The sequence below is a fragment of the Agrobacterium sp. 22-210-1 genome (assembly GCF_053522525.1).
This window is the reverse complement of record NZ_JBNWCI010000003.1, coordinates 341,023-359,766: the sequence shown is the minus strand read 5'-3', so window position 1 is coordinate 359,766 and position 18,744 is coordinate 341,023. Positions and strand designations below refer to the sequence as shown.

Here is an 18,744-nt window from a genome sequence, read left to right as displayed (position 1 = left end):
TCAACTGTTTCAGCACAGTCTCGCACGAATAATATGGTGCCGGCAGGCTAAAGAAGCCGTTGCCGCAACAGAGCTTCCAGCCAGTCCGCAAAGACCTGCAATCGCCGCGACAGATGCCGGCGGTGCGGATAAAGCAGCGTCATCGGCATCGGTTCGGCCTGATAGGCAGGCATGATCTCGACCAGTTCACCGCTCTCGATATGCGGCCTGACATCGTAAGCGGGTATCTGGATCAAGCCAAGACCCGCCAGACAGCAGGCAATATAGGCCTCGGCACTATTGACGGTGACGCGGCCGCGCATGGAAACCGAATGCAGCGCCTCGCCTTCGAGCCATTCCCAGTTTTCCACGCGCCCGCTGGAAGGAGAAGCGTAATTGATGGCCCAGTGGCGGGAAAGATCATGGGGAAGCTGCGGCATGCCGTGACGCTCGAGATAGGCGGGGCTGGCGACATTGATCAGCGGCAGCTTGCCGATCGGCCTTGCGATGAGACCGGAATCGCTGAGCGCACCGACGCGCAGCACACAATCGATATTGTCTTCCACCAGATCGACGGCCCGGTCCGTCACGCCGAGACTGATGTCGATCTGCGGGTAAAGGTCGAGAAATTCCGGCAAGGCGGGTGCGATGACAAGGCGTCCGATCCGGCCCGGCACATCGATCCGCAGCCGCCCCGAGGGTTGCGCCGCGCTTTGCCTGAACAGGTTTTCCGCATCTTCGACATCGGCGATAAGCCGCTGGCACCGCTCGTAAAAAGCCGATCCATCCTCGGTCGGAGAGACCTTGCGCGTGGTGCGGTTAAGCAGGCGTGCGCCAACGCGCGCCTCCAGCTCCTGCACCGCTGCCGAAACCGAGGAGCGCGGAATGCCAAGCGTATCGGCGGCCCGCGTGAAGCTCGCGCAGTCTACGACACGCGCGAAGATACGGAACAGATCGATGCGATCCAATGGACATCCTTCACTGTGCGGATTTTCTGACAAGTCATGTCAGAATGACGGACTTTATCACGCAATTCTAGACGATATCTTTGCAGCATGAAAGCGCAGCAGGCATCGCTGTGTACCGACAGAAGGAGGCCAACCCCATGACCGATCATTCCATCAAAGGTAAAACAATCATCATCGCCGGCGGCGCGAAAAACCTCGGCGGGCTGATCGCACGCGATTTCGCCAGCCAGGGCGCAGGCGCAATCGCCATCCACTATAACAGCCCCGCCACAAAGGCCGACGCCGACGCAACCGTGGCGGCCGTGAAGGCAGCCGGCGCGCAGGGCGTTGCCCTTAAGGCCGATCTCACCACGGCAGGCGCGGTCGAAAAACTGTTTGCCGATGCCGTCGCCGCCATCGGCCGGCCGGATATCGCCATCAACACGGTCGGCAAGGTGCTGAAGAAACCGATCCTCGAAACATCGGAAGCCGAATATGACGAGATGACCGCCGTCAACGCCAAGTCGGCCTTCTTTTTCCTCCAGCAGGCCGGCCGCCACGTCAATGACAATGGCAAGATCTGCACTCTCGTTACCTCCCTGCTTGGAGCATTCACGCCGTTTTACGCCAGCTATGCCGGCACCAAGGCGCCGGTGGAGCACTTCACCCGCGCAGCAGCCAAGGAATTCGGCGAACGTGGCATCTCGGTGACGGCGATCGGCCCCGGCCCCATGGATACGCCGTTTTTCTACGGGCAGGAGACGCCGGAAGCGCAGGCCTATCACAAGAGCGCCGCGGCACTCTCCGGCTTCTCGAAGACCGGCCTTACCGATATCGAGGACATCGTTCCCTATATCCGCTTTCTTGTTACTGACGGCTGGTGGATGACGGGGCAGACCATTCTGGTCAATGGCGGTTACACCACCAAATAATCTCGATCGATCTTCTTCGATGGTGTGGTGGCGAAGCGTGCAGACGTTTTCGCCACCTTTCTTTTGGCGGGCATGACCAATTTCGACGGCCGCGGGACCATAAAAAGACATATGTCATATGGCCTGAATGAATATGCCGATATAAAACTCCCCATCCTGTTGACGGAGCCATTTAGGGGGAGCGGATGAATTCAGGGCGTCGCGGTGTTCTCGCTTTTTTGGGCAGCCTTGTTCTGGGGGCGCCATCCCTCAGCAAAGCAGCAAGCAAATCATCGGCCTTTGCCGAATCCCGGTCCGAGTACCAACCCCGGCATGTTCTGTGTTTCCTCGGAACAGAAAAAGGTCTGGCAGCGCTCCAACAAAGCGCTCGCACCGCAGTCGACACATTTGCTGCCGATTTCAGTATCGATGAAGAATATTCGCAGGATGAACCGGACGACCGGATGGAGCGCTCCTTCAATGTCTGCTGGGACCGTGTTGATCCGAGCACCTATCAGGAGGCTGACGAAGAAGCTGTCGCCGGACACGGCTCGGTTCTTTACGTGCTTGGCCCGTCGATGGCCGCAGAAAACGCGGTCATGACATCCGCCACGGCCTTGCAGTTCGTGCAACATATGCTTGACCACGGCGCCATTGCCGTCAAAGGCGAAAGCGCAGGCGTCGCGCATGGAGCACGACGCTGGAAAGAGCTTTTCGAACAGTCGCGCAGCGACGCCGCCTCCGGTGATCTGCTGGCGCTCGCCAAAACCTGCCGTCTCGCTTTTGCACGCCGCCCCATCGGCGGCGATGCCAAGGGCATGGCAAGCGTCGGATTTCATCTGGTCGGGCTGCCTGATGTCGAGGTGGGCTTCATCCGAAAAGACGAAAACCTGCCGTCAACCAATCCGGAGCAATTGAAGATCGCCGCGCTGATGGACGATATTGCCGATCAGATGGCGCGCGATGGTGTGCAAACGACAGTAACGGCTCATCAGGCCACCCTGTCCAATGACATGCGGTATGAGGACGATAGCTACAAATTCAATCCGTTCGGCGTCGTGAGCATTCAAGACTACAAACTCTGACATAAGGGCGAGCCGCCGCTGGCGCCTAAGGTGCAGGTGCAAGGTCACTCTCTCCCGCCACAAGCAGCATCGGCCAGATGCAATGGCGGGCCTGATCGGGATAGAAAGGCGCAAAGGCCGGCATGGTCGATAGAAGCGTCTGGGCGACCGTCACGCCAAGATCATGCAGCGACATGCGAAAACTGGTCAGGCGCGGTTCCAGAAACTGGCCGCGTGGACCATCACGAAAGCCGATGACGGCGAGATCGCGCCCCGGTTTGAGGCCGACTTCGGCAAGCCGCCGATAAAGACCGACAGCCATCAACTCATAGATCAGCACGATGGCCGTCGGCCGTGGGCGCATCTGAAGCCACTCACTGGCGGCATGATATCCGCCCTGCTCGCTCGATTTTGTCCGGATAACCAGAGACGGATCGTATGTTATGCCTTTTTCCTCGAGGGCGCGTTTATATGCCTCCAGAAAGACATAACCGAGATTGATGTCGTTATCGGCGGCCGCCACCGCAATGCTACGATGACCTGCGGCCACCAGCCGGTCAACGGCGCTTTTCGCCACGCCTTCGAAATCGAGATCGATCCAGGCATGATCCGTGCTGGACGAGGTGCGGCCCAGCGCGACGAAGGGTAGACGGGTCTGCTTCAAAAAATCCACACGCTTGTCGATCCGACGGGTCGAGGAAATGATCATCGCGTCAACCATGCGGCGCGCCACCATGCGCTTTAGATATTCGTCCGGATCTTCCTCCCCCGGGCAGGGAAGAACGATGAGATCGAGATTGTGGCCGGAAAACACGCTTTGCAGACCATCCGTCACGCCCATGAAGAAGTTGTCGGAATTCTCCACCGTCTGCGCGTCGCTGCCGGTCATCAGGCCGATAACATTGGTGGTACCTTGCCGCAGGCTGCGGCCCGATTGATTGGCGACATAACCAAGCTTTTCCGCCGCTTCCAGAACACGGCGGCGCGTTTCCTCGTTCACATCGGGCTTGCCGTTCAGGGCACGGGAAACGGTGCCTATCGATATCTCCAGATAATCGGCAAGCTGACGAATTCCTTTCATGCACTCCCCTCCAAAGCCCGGCGCGCCATCAACGCGCCCCTCTACGGTCTTGACATATCTAACATCATCGTCATAGTCTCGTAAACGTTTACGACGCTCTGCGCAAAGAGGAGTTTGCGAAAGAGTCCGGGGAGATGAGATGACATTCAATGCCGTTTTATGCGGGTGCGGAGCCATGGCCAAAGGCTGGCTGCGCGCTATTCAATCCACGCCGGAAATTGCCGGCGCGATCAGGATCGCCGGGCTGGTTGATCTGAATGAGAGCACGGCCCGCGCGCTTGCCGAGGAATTCGGGCTGGCAGATGCGGTCATCGGCACCGATCTCCGTGAGGTGCTGGCGCAAACAAAAGCAGACATATTATTTGACGTCGTCATCCCGCAGGCGCGCTTTGCCGTGGTCGCGGCAGGCCTTGAGGCCGGGTGTCACGTGCTCAGCGAAAAGCCGCTTGCGGCATCGATGGAAGAGGCTGCGAGCCTGGTGGAACTGGCCAAAAATGCCGGTAAAGTCCACGCGGTGGTGCAAAATCGGCGATTCGTGGCGGGTATCCGGCGGCTACGACACGCTGTGGAAGACGGCATCATCGGCGACTTGACGGCCATTCATTGCGACTTTTTCCTTGGTCCTCATTTCGGTGGTTTCCGTGAGGAGATGAAGAACGTCCTGCTTCTCGACATGGCGATCCATACCTTTGACGCCGCCCGTTTTGTTGCCAATGAAAAGCCCCTCTCCGTCTTTTGCGTGGAAAAGAATCCAGCCGGTTCCTGGTATGCCCATGGGGCAAGCGCCAATGCAATTTTCGAATTCTCCAACGATGTGGTCTTCACCTATCGTGGCTCCTGGTGCGCCGAGGGTGAAAGAACCAGCTGGGAAGCCCGCTGGCGTTTGATCGGCTCGAAGGGAATGATCCTCTGGGATGGAGAAGACGGTTTTTCGGCCTCCGTGGCGGGTGATGAACAGGGCCTGTTACGAGGCTCTACGACCGTAAACGTTTCCGATTCTGTTTCTGAACGGGATACGCGCGGCCACGCCAGCGTCATTCTCTCGTTCCTGGAGTCCATCCGCACCGGCCGGATGCCGGAGACAGCCTCTTTCGACAACATCAACAGCCTTGCCATGGTGATCGGCGCGATTGAAAGCGCCCGCCTTGGTCAGCGTGTTTCCATTGCAGCATAAGGACTGAAAGACGTGAGCAATCCGGCAAAATCCATCCGTATCGGCACCATGGTCAGCGCCACCAAGGGACAGGCGGCCGAGCGCATCGGCCAGATCGCCGATCTCGGCTTTGAAAGCTTCGAGCCGTTCTTCTGGCAGACGACCAACGGCCAGGACATCGCTGAACTCGGCAAGCGCTGCCGCGAGGCGATCGGCGAACGTGACATCACCATCAGCACGCTCGGCATGTTCGGCAATCCGCTGGAAGAAACCGAGATCGACCTTCAGACATTGCAGGGCTGGAAAGACTGCATCGACAATGCCCATCATTTCGGCGCCACCTGCGTTGCGGGTTTCACCGGCCGGCTGCGCGGCAGGCCGCTGCCGGAAAGCCTGCCAAGATACAAGGAAATCTGGAGCGAACTTGCAAAACGCGCCACCGACAAGGGCGTGAAGATCGCCTTCGAAAACTGCGCCATGGACGGCAACTGGCAGACCGGCGACTGGAACATTGCCCATAATCCCGACGCATGGGAACTGATCTTCAACGAAACGCCTGAGGACAATATCGGCATCGAATGGGAACCCTGCCACCAGATGGTTTACCTCATCGATCCGCTGCCGCAGATTCGCAAATGGGCGGACAAGATTTTCCACGTGCACGGCAAGGACGCGACCATCCGCTGGGACGTCATTCGCGAACACGGCATTTTCGGCAGGGAGAAATTCGTCTTCATGCGCACGCCGGGCTTCGGCGACAGCAACTGGACCGACATTATTTCCGAACTGCGTCTTGCCGGCTGGTCCGGCTCCATCGACATCGAAGGCTGGCATGACCCCGTCTATCGCGACGCGCTGGAAATGACGGGCCAGGTGCATGGCTTGAACTATCTGAAAAAATGCCGCGGCGGCGATTTCGTCGTCGACCCGACATAACGGACGCCTTTGGGAGAAGGTTTCCGAAATTGCAGCGACGATAACCAAGAGGAGGAGATTATGGGTATCGCGAAATGCATGATGGCCGGCGCATTTGTGCTGGCGGGCGTATCCGCCGGAGCGATTGCCGCCCACGCGGAGGACGTGACGTTGACCTTGTGGTCGCTGGATCGTGATATCCAGCCGGCACCGAACCTCATAAACGAGTTCAACAAGCTCAATAACGGCATCAAGATCGAATATCGGCAATTGCAGTTCGATGATGTGGTGAGCGAAGCGATGCGCGCCTATTCGACCGGCAATGCGCCCGACATCATCGCCATCGACAACCCCAACCACGCCATGTTCGCCGCCCGCGGCGCCTTTCTTGATGTGACCGACATGATCGCCAAGTCGGATGTCATCAAGACGGAAAACTATTTTCCCGGACCGCTGAAATCGGTGATGTGGGACGGCAAGTATTTCGGCGTGCCGAAGGCGACGAATACGATCGCGCTTTATTACAACAAGGACCTGTTCAAGGCCGCAGGGCTCGATGCGGCAAAACCACCGCAGACCTGGGACGAGCTGGTGGAAGCGGCCCGCAAGCTGACCGACCCTTCAAAGAACGTCTATGGCATCAGCTTCAGCGCCAAGGCCAATGAGGAAGGCACCTTCCAGTTCCTGCCCTGGGCGCAGATGGCAGGCGCAACCTACAAGAACATCAATACCGTGGGTGCCGTCAAAGCGCTCGAAACGTGGAAACTGATGCTGGATGAAAAGCTCGCATCACCGGACACGCTGACACGCAGCCAGTGGGATTCCACCGCCACATTCAACGCCGGCAATGCCGCCATGGTCATTTCCGGCCCGTGGGAAATCGATCGTATGCTGAAAGACGCCAAGTTCGACTGGGGTGTCGCCTTGCTGCCGGTGCCCACACCTGACGCCCCCCGGTCATCGGCCATGGGTGATTATAACTGGGCGATCTTCTCCAAGACCAAACATCCCGAAGAAGCATTCAAGGCCATCGAATTCTTCGCATCGCAGGACAAGGACATGTTCAAGAACTTCGGTCAATTGCCGGCGCGCTCGGATGTTCCCGTGCCGCCAACCGGCAATGCACTGAAGGATGAGGCGCTGAAGACCTTTGTCGAGCAGCTGAAATATGCGCAGCCGCGCGGCCCCTCACCTGAATGGCCGAAGATTTCCAAGGCCATTCAGGACGCTATCCAGGGCGCCCTGTCGGGACAGATGACGCCGAAAGCCGCGCTCGATCAGGCCGCTGAAAAGATAAAGCTGGTCGAAGGCTGATTGGATGGACGGGCGAGCGGAGTGTCCGACGCCCTTCCGCAGGGTTCCTCCCGGTGGGGTCGCCTGTCGCAAAATGCGACGGCGGCCCCAAGCGGAGCTTGCGAGGATGTTTCATGAAAAAACTGTTTTCCAGCGTCAGTGACGGTCGCGGTTTCGACATCGTCCTTGTCGCCCTGCCCTTGAGTTTCCTGTTCGTCATGGCGGGTCTGCCGCTGCTCTACAACATTGTCATGAGCTTTCAGGAAGTCGACATGTTCAGCCTGGGCACCTTCGTGCGCCCGTTCGTCGGCTTCAAGAATTACTTCGATCTGTTCCGGCAGCCGGAAACCCTGCCGATCCTCTTCAACACCGTCACCTTCGTCGTCGCCTCCATTGCCGGGCAATTCGCCATCGGCTTCGGACTGGCGCTGTTCTTCTGGGTGAATTTTCCGGGCGCCACCTGGCTGCGCGGCCTGTTCCTCGTGTCCTGGGTCATGCCCGGCCTCGTCGTCGGCGCCATCTGGAACTGGATCCTGTCCGGCGACTTCGGTGTGCTGAATTTCTTCCTGCGGGAAAGCGGCCTGATTTCAGGCAATATCTTCTGGCGTTCGGATGCGAATTTTTCGCTCTGGGCCGTCGTCATCGCCAATGTCTGGCTCGGCACTTCGTTTAACATGATCCTGCTTTCCGTCGGCCTCGCCTCAATCCCCGGCGATCTTTACGAAGCGGCGGAACTGGACGGGGCGAACGCCTGGCAACGCTTCTACACCATCACCCTGCCGATGATGCGCTCCACCATCGGCGCGATCGTCTCGCTCGGGCTGATCTTTACCCTACAGCAATTCGATCTTTTCGCCGCCATTACCGATGGCGGACCGAACAACAGCTCCAACGTGGCGCAATATTGGGCCTGGGACCTGTCCTTCCGGCAATATGATTTCGGCAAGGGCGCGACGATCTCCGTCATCATGATCGTTTTCGTCATGCTGGCTTCCATCGTCTATGTGCGTTCCACACGACATGAGGTGCGCGGATGAGCACCACCAACCGTAACCGCCTGATGCTGGCAATCGCCATCGTGCTCGCCATCATCTACCTCTTTCCGCTTTACTGGATGTATCTGACCTCGCTCAAAAGCGGATCGGAGATGTTCGCCAATCCGCCCGGTTTCTGGCCGACAGACCCGCAATGGCAGACCTATGCCTATGTCTGGCAAAGCCGCAACATGGGCCGATATCTCTGGAATTCGGTACTGATCGCCTCCGGCGCTGTGCTGCTGATCACCATTCTCGGTGTCGGTTGCGCCTATGTGCTGGCGCGCTATCGCAATGTCTGGGTGGATATCGGTCTGTTCCTCATCCTCATGCTGCAGGTTCTGCCGGCATCGCTGATGATCACACCGATCTTCGTCGGCTTCTCGCAATTCGGGCTTCTGGATTATCCGCGCCTGTCGGTCATTCTCGCCATTGCGGCGAAAAGCATGCCGTTCTTCGTGGTCCTTGTGCGCGCCACCTTCATGGCCGTGCCGCAGGAACTGGAGGAGGCGGCACTGGTGGACGGTAATTCCCGCGTCGGCGCCTTCTTCAACATCGTGCTGCCGCTTGCCAGAAACGGCATCCTCGTCAGCGCCATCCTCATCTTCATGCAGGCCTTCGGGGAATTCGTCTATTCGAAATCGATGATACAGGCGGCCGAATTGCAGCCCGCCAGCGTCGGCCTCAATTCCTTCATGGGCCCCAATACCAGCGAATGGAACAACATCATGGCCTATGCGACCATGTATGTGACGCCCATTCTCGCCCTCTTCATTCTCTTGCAGCGCCGCATCGTGTCCGGCCTGACCTCAGGAGCACTCAAATGACCCTTCAGATCGAACTTTCCGGCGTCAACAAATATTACGGCGCCTTTCATGCCCTGAAAAATATCAACCTTTCCATCAAGAAGGGCACATTCGTGGCACTTGTCGGCCCCTCCGGTTGCGGTAAATCCACCCTTTTGCGTTCGCTCGCCGGGCTGGAGACCATATCGGCCGGTGACATGCGCATCGCCGGCACGCTCATGAACGGCGTGCCGCCGCGCAAGCGCGATGTGGCGATGGTGTTCCAATCCTATGCGCTCTATCCGCATATGACGGTGGAGGAAAACCTCACCTATTCGCTGCGCATGCGTGGCGTCGCCAAGGCCGAGGCCCGCAAGGCAGCCGAAGAGGTTGCCGCAACGACGGGACTTTCCAAGCTGATGAAGCGTTATCCGCGCGAACTCTCCGGCGGCCAGCGCCAGCGCGTGGCCATGAGCCGGGCGATCATCCGTAATCCCCAGGCCTTCCTGTTTGACGAACCGCTTTCCAATCTCGATGCGGCCCTGCGCGTCCATATGCGCAAGGAAATCCGCGCGCTTCACGACCGCCTGCACGCAACCTCGGTCTATGTCACCCATGACCAGATCGAGGCGATGACCATGGCCGATCATGTCGTCGTCATGCGCGATGGCATCATCGAACAGCAGGGTACGCCGCTGGAACTATACGATCACCCGGTCAACCGCTTCGTGGCGGGCTTCATTGGCTCACCGGCGATGAATTTCATTCCGGCCATCGTCAGCCCGGACGGCGCTTCGCTTCAATTGCGGTTCGGCGAAGGTGAGCCGCAGCAGCAGATCAGGAATCCGGCCGCCCTGCCGCCAGGCAAACATGTGGTCGTAGGCATCAGGCCGGAGCACATAAGGCCAGCAGCGGCAAACGGGGCGGCATTGACGCTGCCCGTTTCCGCCGTGGAAACCACCGGCTCAGCCACGTTCCTCACAACAGGAACATCCACAGAGCTGGTCATCGCGGTGCAGGGACGCAGCGAGGTCAAGGCCGGCGAGGTCATAGGCCTCGATATCGCCCCCACCGATCTGCACCTCTTTGATGAGGAAACGGGCACCGGTCTCGCAAAACGGTAAGCGCAGGGCAGGAAAAAAGCGCGCTCCCCAAGCGATATTTCCAATGACTTCGGGGAACGCTGCAAGGCCAGAAACCAGACCCTTTTCCCGGTGGCGTTATCCTCGACGAGAACATATAACAGCGCCTGTGATCGCAGTCGGATGCTGCAATCGACCACGCCGCCGTCGGGAACCCGATATGCCGCTTCATCGACTGCTTTCGTCACAGGCAACCGAATTGCACATCACCGACTGAAGAGCAGACAAACGCAGATGAAGCTGAACATGACGACCTGCTTTATCATCGCCGCCGCCGGCACGCTGGCATTTGCGGCTTTCCAGCTGAAAGACTTTCACATCGGCATAGGGGAGCGCGCCATGGGCGGCTATGACGGTTCCTCAACCGACACGCTGGCCGCTTCCGACGCTGCGCGTGAAGCAAGCGAGGCCGCTGCACGCGCCGAAGCCGCTGTCGACGCCCTGAAACGCCGCGACTGATCGTTACGACGCTTTCAGCCGCAGCTTTCCCGCAAAGCCGCCCGGTTCAGCGGTTCCTGAACAGATCGATGATGTTGCGGCGCGCGGTGGTTGCGGGCACGGCGGTACCACGATCAACCTCGCGCGCGGCGATGGCCGGCGAACCGGAGCCATCAATATCCACCCAGCGACCGGCATGATCGGTGGATTGACGCTTGAGATAGCTATAGGGCGTTTCGTCCCAGCGAAGGATTTTCGGCTTCATATTGTCGAGAATGAAATCACCACGATCCGTCCTCACCGTGAGGATCGCATGGCCATCTCCCCGCTCGTCACGGACAACGGTAATCAACAGGTTGGAGGCCGGCAGACCGATATCCATCAGCCGCTTGCGCTTTTCCAGCACGATGTCGTCGCAATCCCCGGCACCCTTGTAGGGATATTCCCAATAGTCCTCGTAACCCCATACTTCCATATCGGAACGCTGGTCGATTTCGACATTGACGGCGCTGTTGACCGAAACCATGGTTTTCCAGTTGTCGGGCGTGAGATGAAGCGGTGGCATGGCCTTCATGGGCTGGCACTCGGCCGAATGCCGCTGGCAGAATTCGTAATGCCCCACCGGCTGGGAGGTTATCGCGCCCGTTACCATCGACGGCGAAGCCTCCGCCGGTGAAAGCAGACCGGCAACGGTCAGAACAAAACATGCCTGCAGCAATTTGTTGAAATAGCTCATGTTCATCTCCTGATGACATGACCTATCGCTGCCGGTTTGAGTTCAAATGAAACAAACCACTCGACTTTTAACGATCCGGAAAATTGGCGCGCCTGCTACCGCCAGGTCGTGCGACACCCTTGGCAGTGGCCAACAACGGGAATGTGAGCGGCGGCAAACTTGCCATGCATGGATGGCCTGCCTAAGAAAGACCGACACCCACGATAAATCCACGTTACAGAGAACGTTGCATGAGCCTGTTTGCGAAGATCACCCGCACAGCCACCGTCATCATGACGCTGGCCTGCCTTCCTTCTTACGCCGTCGCGCAGCAGATGACTGTCGTTCCTCCCGGAAATCGCTCCGCCCAGCAGCCGGAAATACCACAAGCCTCGGCGATCCGGACCAAGGCTTTCTACACAACCTACGAGGAAAAGTTCGGCAAGACGATTGATCTCCTGAACAGCGAGCCCGCCCTTCTCAGCAAGATCAAGAAGGCAGCAGCGGCCTATGGCATCGATCCGATACATATTGTCGGCGCCATCGTCGGAGAACATACCTTCAACGTCTCGGCCGTGGATCGCCTGCAGACCTATTACGTCAAGGCGATTTCCTACGCCGAACTCGATATCAGGTTCAGCTATAATGGCGTTTCCCTGAAGACATTCCTCCAGCGGCCGGAATTCCGGTCCTGCGAGCCGCTTCCCACCACCTCCGAACAATGGAGCTGCCGCGACACCGTCTGGGATGAGGACTTTCGCGGCAAGGTCGTGGATGGTGCGAGATACGAGGCCATCTCGTTCCAGCGTGCCTTCTTCCAGCCGTTTTATGCGGGGCAAACCTTTGGGCTTGGCCAGATCAGCCCGCTGACGGCCCTGCAGGTCACCGATCTCGTAAACAGGATAAGCGGCCTGCCAAAACTTACGGCGGAGAGGCCGAAGGAAATCTACCACGACGTTATGGATCCCGACCGCAGCATCATCTACATCGCCGCCATCCTCAGGGATTCCATCGATGCCTACCGGGAAAAGGGCTTCGACATCTCAGGTAATCCCGGAATTACCGCGACGCTCTACAATGTCGGCCAGCCAAGGCGGCGCGCCGAACGCCTGCGGGCAGCCGTGGATGCGGGCGCAAAAACCCGCCTGCCGGTTGAAAATTATTATGGATGGCTGATCAACGACCGCCTCGATATCCTGAAAAACATTCTTGACGGCAAGGGCGTCGACCAGCGGACGACATCGGACATCGGCGAAAAAACGCGATAACGCTTTTTTGTTTTCGAATAGTAGTCAATCGCCTAGATTGTACACAATCGGATGTTTTCGGGTAAAAACCCACAGATACACACGCAAAGATTGCCAAGCCGTACCTTCACAATGTAACCTTAAGCAAAAAGCGCTTTTCCATCCGCCCGAAATCTGCTAATTCGGCCGGCACAAGAATTCACGGATAGCGGGATAAATTCGCTCTATGCCTGACGAAGGCGACAGTACCGACAGTAGTCGACACCGAACGAGGCTGGCTCGCGTGAAGCGTAGCCAGCCTCGAATTTTCTTGTTTTCCTCAACGCGACAGCTTTCAGCCTCGGATGTTCAGTCCGGGGCTTTGCGTGTTCGCATCCATTCCCATAAAGGCTCCTGAACATGGAATTCCTAGCAGATCCGAACATCTGGATCGGCCTCGTCACCCTTATCGTTCTCGAAGTCGTTCTCGGCATCGACAATCTCGTTTTCATCGCGATCCTTGCCGACAAGCTACCACCACACCAGCGCCACAAGGCTCGCGTCATCGGCCTGTCGCTGGCGCTCATCATGCGCATCCTGCTGCTATTTTCGATCTCATGGATCGTCACGCTGACGCGGCCACTGTTTACAATCGCGGATTTCTCCTTCTCCGGACGCGATCTCATCCTCATCATCGGCGGCGCCTTCCTGCTTGCCAAGGGAACCATGGAGCTGCACGAACGGCTTGAAGGTGACCACAAGCCGAAACAGGGCAAGGTGGTCCACGCGGTCTTCTGGCAAGTCATCGTGCAGATCGTCGTGCTTGACGCCGTGTTCTCGCTCGACAGCGTCATTACCGCCGTCGGCATGGTCAACAATCTCTGGGTAATGATCACCGCCGTCTGCGTGGCCATGGCCGTGATGATGGCAGCCTCCAGGCCGCTGATGACATTCGTGTCGAAACATCCGACCGTGGTCATTCTCTGCCTTGGCTTCCTGTTGATGATCGGTTTCAGCCTGATCGTCGAAGGTTTCGGTTTCCATCTTCCGAAGGGTTATCTCTATGCGGCCATCGGCTTTTCCGTGCTCATTGAGGCGGCAAACCAGCTTGGCAGGCGCAACCGCGAAAAGCGCATCACCGCCGGTGATATGCGTGAGCGCACCTCCGACGCCATACTGCGGCTTCTCGGCGGCCGGGTCGGTGAACAGCCGCTTGGCGAGACGGCCGATCTTATCGCCGAACAGGCCACCCTCAGCGACCTGTTCAAATCCGAAGAAAAGGACATGATCCGCGGGGTTCTGACACTTGCCGAACGCCCTGTCGTGTCGATCATGACACCACGCACCGAGATCGACTGGCTGGATATCGACGCCGACGCGGAGACGCTGCGCCACCGCCTGCTGGAACTCGACCATTCCCGGTTGATGCTCGCGCAGGGCAAGCTGGACTCTTTCCTCGGCGTCGCGGCCACAAAGGACCTGTTGCGCGATCTTCTGCGCGACGGCAGCCTGAACCTTGAAAGCTCGCTGCGGCAGCCGCTTGTGGTGCATGAGAGCGCCACGGCCCTGCAGGTCATGGAACAGCTGCGCAAATCCCCGTTGCAGATGGCCGTCATCATCGATGAATACGGTACGCTGCAGGGTATCGCCACGCCGACGGATATTCTCGAGGCGATCGCAGGCGAATTCCCTGACGAAGGCGAAGAACTGCTGATTTCGGAAAAGGCGGAAGACGGCTCCTGGCTTATCGATGGCGCCGTCGATGTCAGAAGGGCATCTTATCTTCTCGACATCGATCTGGTGGATGAGGCCGATCGTTATTCCACCGTCGCGGGTTACATTCTGTGGCGTCTCAATCGCCTCCCCGAGGTCGGCGAGCGTGTTTCCGGCGAAGGCTTCGCTTTCGAGATCGTATCCCGCTCGGAACGGAACATCGAGAAGGTCCGGGCGTGGAATGACGCGGTGAGCGAAGCTTAAAACCGAACGCCGAGAGGATGCTAAACGGGCAACCTCTCGGCACACAAGGCGTCACCCTCGGCCTCGTGCCGAGGGTTTGTCACTGCCCCGAAATCAGCGAGGACCGAGACGGTCTTTCTTTAGTGCGCGGCGTCGATCATCGAGATCCAGCCGGCGGCACGGCGGGCAGCGTCCGCAAGCACGGGCTTCGGTGCCTTGAACCATTCGTTTTCCGGCAGTTCACGCTTTACGCGAACGAAGCTGATCGCATCATCGAGCGTCGGAAATTCCACCGGCAGCGTCAGGTGCAGAAAAAGTGCAACGACGGCGACGGAACGCGAACGCCCTCCCCGGCAATTGATGAGCACGCTGCCGCGCTCCCGCCGGGGATAGGACGGCTTGTCGGGCAATATCTGTTCCAGCGCCGCCCGCAGAATGTAGTGGGCAGCAACCATCTGTGTATCGGGGTTTCCAGCGCCATCGATCAGGCCGATCTTGTAATAGCGGATTTCGCCCGGCCCATAGACACTGCCCTCATGATCGGAAACGATTTGCGGCTGCTCCACAAAATTGAAATCGAGATTGACGGCGCAATTGACGACGGTGGTGATGCCGTTCTCACGCAGAAGGTTGAGGTCGCTTGCGCCCTCCTTACCCGAAATGAACAGATCGACGCCATAAAGCGGATGCCGCTCATAGATGCGGCTGAGCTTCGGCAATTCGCCGGATTCCTGCTCTGGGGATTGGATCTTTTCCGGTTGTGGCATGTCATGTCTCCGTCGGTGCCGATATTACGTCTTCAGGCCTTTGTGGCCGGCTGGCTATGCTGCGCTTTTGCCTTTGCGATGCGGTCTGCGGATATGGATCGCGCCACCCGCTGCAATGTCGGGTAATTCGCCCCCTTGCCCGTGGCGATATAACCGGGGCAGAGGAAATCTGCGGAACCCTGCGCCACCTTTCCGAGGGTGAGCGGCTCATAGGTTCCGCCCGCATTCTTGAGGATAAGAATGGCTGCCGCCACATCCCAGGCATTAACGCCAAAACCGGCGGCCGCATCCGTCCAGCCCGCCGCAACATGGGCGATGCTGAGCGCGGCGCTGCCAGGCCGGCGCAATGTCGAGAAGGTCTCGACAAGAGCACCGAAATTGGCGAGCGCCGCTTCCCGCCCATCCAGCCGGAAATCACGCGAGACAGGATAACCGGTGATCAAGGTCGCCCGGGTCTCGTCTGCAACACTGCGGGAGCGCAGCTTGTCTCCGTCCAGATAGGAAGCTTCAAGGTTGGCGGAAAACATCTGCTCCGCCACGGGATCATAGACCACGCCGGCAACGGCCTCGCCGTCAATGACGGCGGCAATCGACACGCACCAGAAGGCAAGGCCACGGGCGAAATTCGCAGTGCCGTCGATCGGATCGACATACCATTGCACCTCGCCGCTGCCGATCTGGCCGCCTTCTTCGCCCATGATCGCTGAATTGGGTTCGCTTGCGAGAATGATGGCACGAATGGCGGCTTCAGCACGCTTGTCATGAATGGTGACGATGTCGTGGAGATCGACTTTATAGTCCACCGCCATTTCCGAGCGGAATGCCGAAAGCAGCGGATCGCGCACGGCGCGCGCCGCCGTCTCGGCGATTTTCATCAGCCGCATCGAGCGGGAAAGCGCCTCCTCATTTCCAGATTTTCGCTCGGTTGAAGATGCGGTGTGCATTGGCATATCCAGTCTGTTCGTTCAAAAAAGAAGGAGGCGGCGGCGCGGCCTGAGCCGCGCCGGCCGGGATTATTTCCTGTAGTTGACGCGCCAGACGTCCTGCCATTCCTCCCGCCGGTCGAAGTCATCAAGGCCGGTGGCGGAATCATATCCCATCAGCCTGTCGGCGACCTTCATAAGCCCCGAGGGTTCGTCAGCCGGCATCTTGATGTCGATATTGGTCGGCAGCTTGCCGTCCTTCATCTGCGGGGCGATGCCCTCTTCCGTCAGGACGTAATGGATGAAGAGCTTCGCCATATTCGGGCTCTTGGTCCTGGAGGCAATCAACCCAAGCTTGATGTAGGTCCAGCCGACCCATGGATCGAGGCCCGTGCAGAGGCCGAGCTTGTAACCCTTGTCGGCATTGTCGCGGAACTTGGCCGAACTGAGCAGGCCGAAGAAAGGCTGTTTCTGGCCGGGCGCACCGACAGCTTCCGCCACCGGATCATCACCTTCGGTGGCAAGCGGGCCGTTTGCAGCCATTGCCTTGATCCATGCGGCCGACGCGCCCTTTTCCTCTATCTCCTTGCCGAAATGGGCCTTGTAGGCTGCCGCGACCTTCTGATTTCCATGGGCTTCGAGCTGGTTGAACCAGTCCGTATAGGTGCTCTTGCTCAAGGGATCGACCATGGCGACCTTGCCTTTCCATTGCGGCTCGGTCAGTTCCCAGATATTGCCCACCGGGCATTTGTCATGGGCTTCGGTATTATAGGCCCAGACATTGGCGTTGGTGGAAATTGCCAGCGGGTTCTGAAACTGCGCCGGGATTTTCGCCGCCATGTCGCCTGGCAGGTAATTCTCGACAAAACCCGCCGGCAGAAGCTGCGCGAGAGCCGATGGCGCATCGGTGATCAGCACCACATCGCCCTGCACATTGCCGGACTGGCTTTCGCGGATGATCATCTCCAGCTGGCTATTGGCGGAAACCTTTACACCCGTTGCCTTCAGCCCGTATTTGGCGCTGAACTTCTCGGCCATTTCGACGATCTTGCCGGTGCTGTCATAGATATTGATCGGCCTTTCCTGCTTCGCCGCCGCCAGGATCGTATCCAGATCGAATGCCTCTTCGGCCGCAGCAGTCATGGCAGACAGTCCGATCATTGCCGCAGCAATGACTGACGCCGTTCTCAAATTCGTTCTTTTCATCGTTTCCCCTCCCAAGGAAAAGACAGGCGGGCTTGGCACCCGCCTTCCGTTTATTTTTTGTAGTTCACACGCCAGAAATCCTGCCAGCCTTCGCGCTTGTCGAGGTCGTCGGCCGCAGTTGCGGCATCGAACGCCATCAACTCATCGAGATGATCGGCGACCTTCGAGGGCTCATCAACCGGCAGGGCGATTTTCGTATTGCCGGAGAGTTTGCCGTCGGCGGTCTGGGGTGCGATGCCCTCTTGCGTCATCAGGTAATGCAGGAAGAGCTTTGCCGCATTCGGGCTTTTCGTCTGCCCGGCAATCAGGCCGAAACCCGGATAGAGAAATCCGGAAAAGGGCTTTACGCCGCTGCAAAGCCCGAGCTTCAGCCCCTTGGCCTCATTGTCACGATATTTCGCCACCGAGGTGATGACAAAAAACGGATCAGCCTGCCCCGGCGCACCGGCCGCATCCGCAACCGAACTCGAATCCGTCAGCAAAGGCGCATTTTCGGCAAAGGCTTTTACCCAGGCCGCGGTTGCGCTTTTTTCGCCCGTTTCCAGCTTCTTGCCGTAGAGGTCCTCATAGGCCCTGGCGACATCGGCATCGTGGTGGGTTTCGATCTGGTTGAACCAGTCGGCATAAAGCGGCTTGTCGAAGAGATCGAGCATGGCAAGCTTGCCCTTCCACTTCGGCTCCGTCAGCTGCCAGATGTTGGTGACCGGGCATGTGCCGTATTTCTCGGTATTGTAGGTCCACACATGCGGGTCCGAGACGACCACGAGCGGATCGCGCAGCTTTTGCGGAATATCGCCTTCCATATCCGGCGGCGACCAACTGGTGGCGATGCCTTCCGGCAGAAGCTCACCCATGGCGGAGGCGACATCCGTTGCGACGCTGACATCGCCGACAACATTGCCGGCCCGATGCTCGCGGATCATCAGCTCAACCTGCGTCGCCTCGTTCACCTTCTTGCCGCTGGCCTGCACGCCGTATTTGGCGGTGAAGGCCTGCGCCGTATCGACGATCTTGCCGGTCACCGCATAAACGGTGATCGGCTTTTCCTTCTTCGCGGCATCGATCAGCGCATCGAGATTAAAAGCGTCCTGCGCATGCGCGGCAGCGCCAACTGCCAGCGAGAAGATGAGGGAGAGCGCGGAGGCGGCGATTCGCCGCCCGCGCTGCCCACCATATCGGTTCTGCTTCATTGTAGTCACTGCGTCGGTC

The 18,744-nt window shown here is 58.6% G+C and carries 18 protein-coding genes; 11 read left to right on the top strand and 7 right to left on the bottom strand.

Annotation, left to right across the window (positions count from 1 at the left end; translation table 11 throughout):
• Positions 1-47: 47 nt before the first annotated feature.
• Entirely contained in the window at positions 48-947 is a 900-nt protein-coding gene (locus ACQZ5F_RS19965; RefSeq protein ID WP_052819201.1) for a LysR family transcriptional regulator, read from the bottom strand.
• A 137-nt stretch (positions 948-1,084) separates the two neighbouring features.
• Between ACQZ5F_RS19965 and ACQZ5F_RS19960 the strand changes: the two genes are divergently transcribed.
• Both ACQZ5F_RS19960 and ACQZ5F_RS19955 read left to right on the top strand, forming a co-directional pair.
• A complete protein-coding gene (locus tag ACQZ5F_RS19960) occupies positions 1,085-1,858 on the top strand; it encodes an SDR family oxidoreductase (RefSeq protein WP_137087679.1) in 774 nt (257 codons plus the stop codon).
• Between the two features lie 185 nt (positions 1,859-2,043).
• Complete coding sequence (locus ACQZ5F_RS19955) at positions 2,044-2,922, top strand: hypothetical protein (RefSeq protein WP_448730791.1); 879 nt, start codon at positions 2,044-2,046, stop codon at positions 2,920-2,922.
• Positions 2,923-2,947: 25 nt separating this feature from the next.
• Here ACQZ5F_RS19955 and ACQZ5F_RS19950 read toward each other — a convergent pair whose 3' ends face one another.
• Entirely contained in the window at positions 2,948-3,982 is a 1,035-nt protein-coding gene (locus ACQZ5F_RS19950; RefSeq protein ID WP_046800996.1) for a LacI family DNA-binding transcriptional regulator, read from the bottom strand.
• Positions 3,983-4,121: 139 nt separating this feature from the next.
• Here ACQZ5F_RS19950 and ACQZ5F_RS19945 point away from each other — a divergent pair, with 139 nt between their 5' ends.
• The 7 genes from ACQZ5F_RS19945 (at position 4,122) to ACQZ5F_RS19915 (ending at position 10,763) form a co-directional block, all read left to right on the top strand.
• Positions 4,122-5,156: a Gfo/Idh/MocA family protein gene (locus ACQZ5F_RS19945; RefSeq protein WP_448730790.1), complete on the top strand. Its 1,035-nt coding sequence runs from the start codon at positions 4,122-4,124 to the stop codon at positions 5,154-5,156.
• 12 nt (positions 5,157-5,168) lie between these two features.
• On the top strand, positions 5,169-6,071 hold the full coding sequence (locus tag ACQZ5F_RS19940) for a sugar phosphate isomerase/epimerase family protein (RefSeq protein ID WP_448730789.1): 903 nt from the start codon (positions 5,169-5,171) through the stop codon (positions 6,069-6,071).
• Positions 6,072-6,131: 60 nt separating this feature from the next.
• Entirely contained in the window at positions 6,132-7,364 is a 1,233-nt protein-coding gene (locus ACQZ5F_RS19935) for an ABC transporter substrate-binding protein (RefSeq protein WP_448730788.1), read from the top strand.
• Positions 7,365-7,477: 113 nt separating this feature from the next.
• Complete coding sequence (locus ACQZ5F_RS19930; RefSeq protein WP_046801000.1) at positions 7,478-8,380, top strand: carbohydrate ABC transporter permease; 903 nt, start codon at positions 7,478-7,480, stop codon at positions 8,378-8,380.
• Complete coding sequence (locus ACQZ5F_RS19925) at positions 8,377-9,204, top strand: carbohydrate ABC transporter permease (protein ID WP_046801001.1); 828 nt, start codon at positions 8,377-8,379, stop codon at positions 9,202-9,204. The genes ACQZ5F_RS19930 and ACQZ5F_RS19925 overlap by 4 nt, the downstream gene beginning before the upstream one ends.
• Entirely contained in the window at positions 9,201-10,286 is a 1,086-nt protein-coding gene (locus ACQZ5F_RS19920; RefSeq protein ID WP_448730787.1) for an ABC transporter ATP-binding protein, read from the top strand. Before ACQZ5F_RS19925 ends, ACQZ5F_RS19920 begins: the two co-directional genes overlap by 4 nt.
• 264 nt (positions 10,287-10,550) lie before the next feature.
• Positions 10,551-10,763 carry a hypothetical protein gene (locus ACQZ5F_RS19915; protein ID WP_448730786.1) on the top strand — a complete coding sequence of 71 codons (213 nt, stop codon included), beginning with the start codon at positions 10,551-10,553 and terminating at the stop codon, positions 10,761-10,763.
• Between the two features lie 46 nt (positions 10,764-10,809).
• Here the strand turns inward: ACQZ5F_RS19915 and ACQZ5F_RS19910 are convergent, their stop codons facing one another.
• On the bottom strand, positions 10,810-11,478 hold the full coding sequence (locus tag ACQZ5F_RS19910) for a transglutaminase-like cysteine peptidase (protein ID WP_448730785.1): 669 nt from the start codon (positions 11,476-11,478) through the stop codon (positions 10,810-10,812).
• Positions 11,479-11,708: 230 nt separating this feature from the next.
• On the opposite strand from ACQZ5F_RS19910, the gene ACQZ5F_RS19905 reads away from it, so the two are divergent.
• Positions 11,709-12,725 carry a DUF1402 family protein gene (locus tag ACQZ5F_RS19905; protein ID WP_448730784.1) on the top strand — a complete coding sequence of 339 codons (1,017 nt, stop codon included), beginning with the start codon at positions 11,709-11,711 and terminating at the stop codon, positions 12,723-12,725.
• Between the two features lie 378 nt (positions 12,726-13,103).
• Positions 13,104-14,660, top strand: coding sequence for a TerC family protein (locus tag ACQZ5F_RS19900; RefSeq protein ID WP_312357319.1), 1,557 nt, complete (start codon positions 13,104-13,106; stop codon positions 14,658-14,660).
• Positions 14,661-14,779: 119 nt separating this feature from the next.
• Here the strand turns inward: ACQZ5F_RS19900 and ACQZ5F_RS19895 are convergent, their stop codons facing one another.
• The 4 genes from ACQZ5F_RS19895 to ACQZ5F_RS19880 all read right to left on the bottom strand — a co-directional run bounded on the left by ACQZ5F_RS19895 (position 14,780) and on the right by ACQZ5F_RS19880 (position 18,725).
• Positions 14,780-15,406, bottom strand: a complete 627-nt coding sequence (locus tag ACQZ5F_RS19895) for a dual specificity protein phosphatase family protein (RefSeq protein WP_444562098.1) — start codon at positions 15,404-15,406, stop codon at positions 14,780-14,782.
• A 32-nt stretch (positions 15,407-15,438) separates the two neighbouring features.
• Positions 15,439-16,356: an inositol monophosphatase family protein gene (locus tag ACQZ5F_RS19890; RefSeq protein WP_448730783.1), complete on the bottom strand. Its 918-nt coding sequence runs from the start codon at positions 16,354-16,356 to the stop codon at positions 15,439-15,441.
• A 63-nt stretch (positions 16,357-16,419) separates the two neighbouring features.
• Positions 16,420-17,535 carry an ABC transporter substrate-binding protein gene (locus ACQZ5F_RS19885; RefSeq protein WP_448730782.1) on the bottom strand — a complete coding sequence of 372 codons (1,116 nt, stop codon included), beginning with the start codon at positions 17,533-17,535 and terminating at the stop codon, positions 16,420-16,422.
• Positions 17,536-17,585: 50 nt separating this feature from the next.
• Positions 17,586-18,725, bottom strand: coding sequence for an ABC transporter substrate-binding protein (locus tag ACQZ5F_RS19880; protein ID WP_448730781.1), 1,140 nt, complete (start codon positions 18,723-18,725; stop codon positions 17,586-17,588).
• Positions 18,726-18,744 lie beyond the last annotated feature (19 nt).

Coding starts and splice junctions, on each gene's coding strand:
- ACQZ5F_RS19895 (WP_444562098.1), bottom strand. CDS start 15,406: ATGCCACAACCGGAAAAGATCCAATCCCCAGAGCAGGAATCCGGCGAA.
- ACQZ5F_RS19945 (WP_448730790.1), top strand. CDS start 4,122: ATGACATTCAATGCCGTTTTATGCGGGTGCGGAGCCATGGCCAAAGGC.
- ACQZ5F_RS19905 (WP_448730784.1), top strand. CDS start 11,709: ATGAGCCTGTTTGCGAAGATCACCCGCACAGCCACCGTCATCATGACG.
- ACQZ5F_RS19910 (WP_448730785.1), bottom strand. CDS start 11,478: ATGAGCTATTTCAACAAATTGCTGCAGGCATGTTTTGTTCTGACCGTT.
- ACQZ5F_RS19935 (WP_448730788.1), top strand. CDS start 6,132: ATGGGTATCGCGAAATGCATGATGGCCGGCGCATTTGTGCTGGCGGGC.
- ACQZ5F_RS19915 (WP_448730786.1), top strand. CDS start 10,551: ATGACGACCTGCTTTATCATCGCCGCCGCCGGCACGCTGGCATTTGCG.
- ACQZ5F_RS19890 (WP_448730783.1), bottom strand. CDS start 16,356: ATGCCAATGCACACCGCATCTTCAACCGAGCGAAAATCTGGAAATGAG.
- ACQZ5F_RS19930 (WP_046801000.1), top strand. CDS start 7,478: ATGAAAAAACTGTTTTCCAGCGTCAGTGACGGTCGCGGTTTCGACATC.
- ACQZ5F_RS19925 (WP_046801001.1), top strand. CDS start 8,377: ATGAGCACCACCAACCGTAACCGCCTGATGCTGGCAATCGCCATCGTG.
- ACQZ5F_RS19955 (WP_448730791.1), top strand. CDS start 2,044: ATGAATTCAGGGCGTCGCGGTGTTCTCGCTTTTTTGGGCAGCCTTGTT.
- ACQZ5F_RS19885 (WP_448730782.1), bottom strand. CDS start 17,535: ATGAAAAGAACGAATTTGAGAACGGCGTCAGTCATTGCTGCGGCAATG.
- ACQZ5F_RS19950 (WP_046800996.1), bottom strand. CDS start 3,982: ATGAAAGGAATTCGTCAGCTTGCCGATTATCTGGAGATATCGATAGGC.
- ACQZ5F_RS19960 (WP_137087679.1), top strand. CDS start 1,085: ATGACCGATCATTCCATCAAAGGTAAAACAATCATCATCGCCGGCGGC.
- ACQZ5F_RS19900 (WP_312357319.1), top strand. CDS start 13,104: ATGGAATTCCTAGCAGATCCGAACATCTGGATCGGCCTCGTCACCCTT.
- ACQZ5F_RS19920 (WP_448730787.1), top strand. CDS start 9,201: ATGACCCTTCAGATCGAACTTTCCGGCGTCAACAAATATTACGGCGCC.
- ACQZ5F_RS19880 (WP_448730781.1), bottom strand. CDS start 18,725: ATGAAGCAGAACCGATATGGTGGGCAGCGCGGGCGGCGAATCGCCGCC.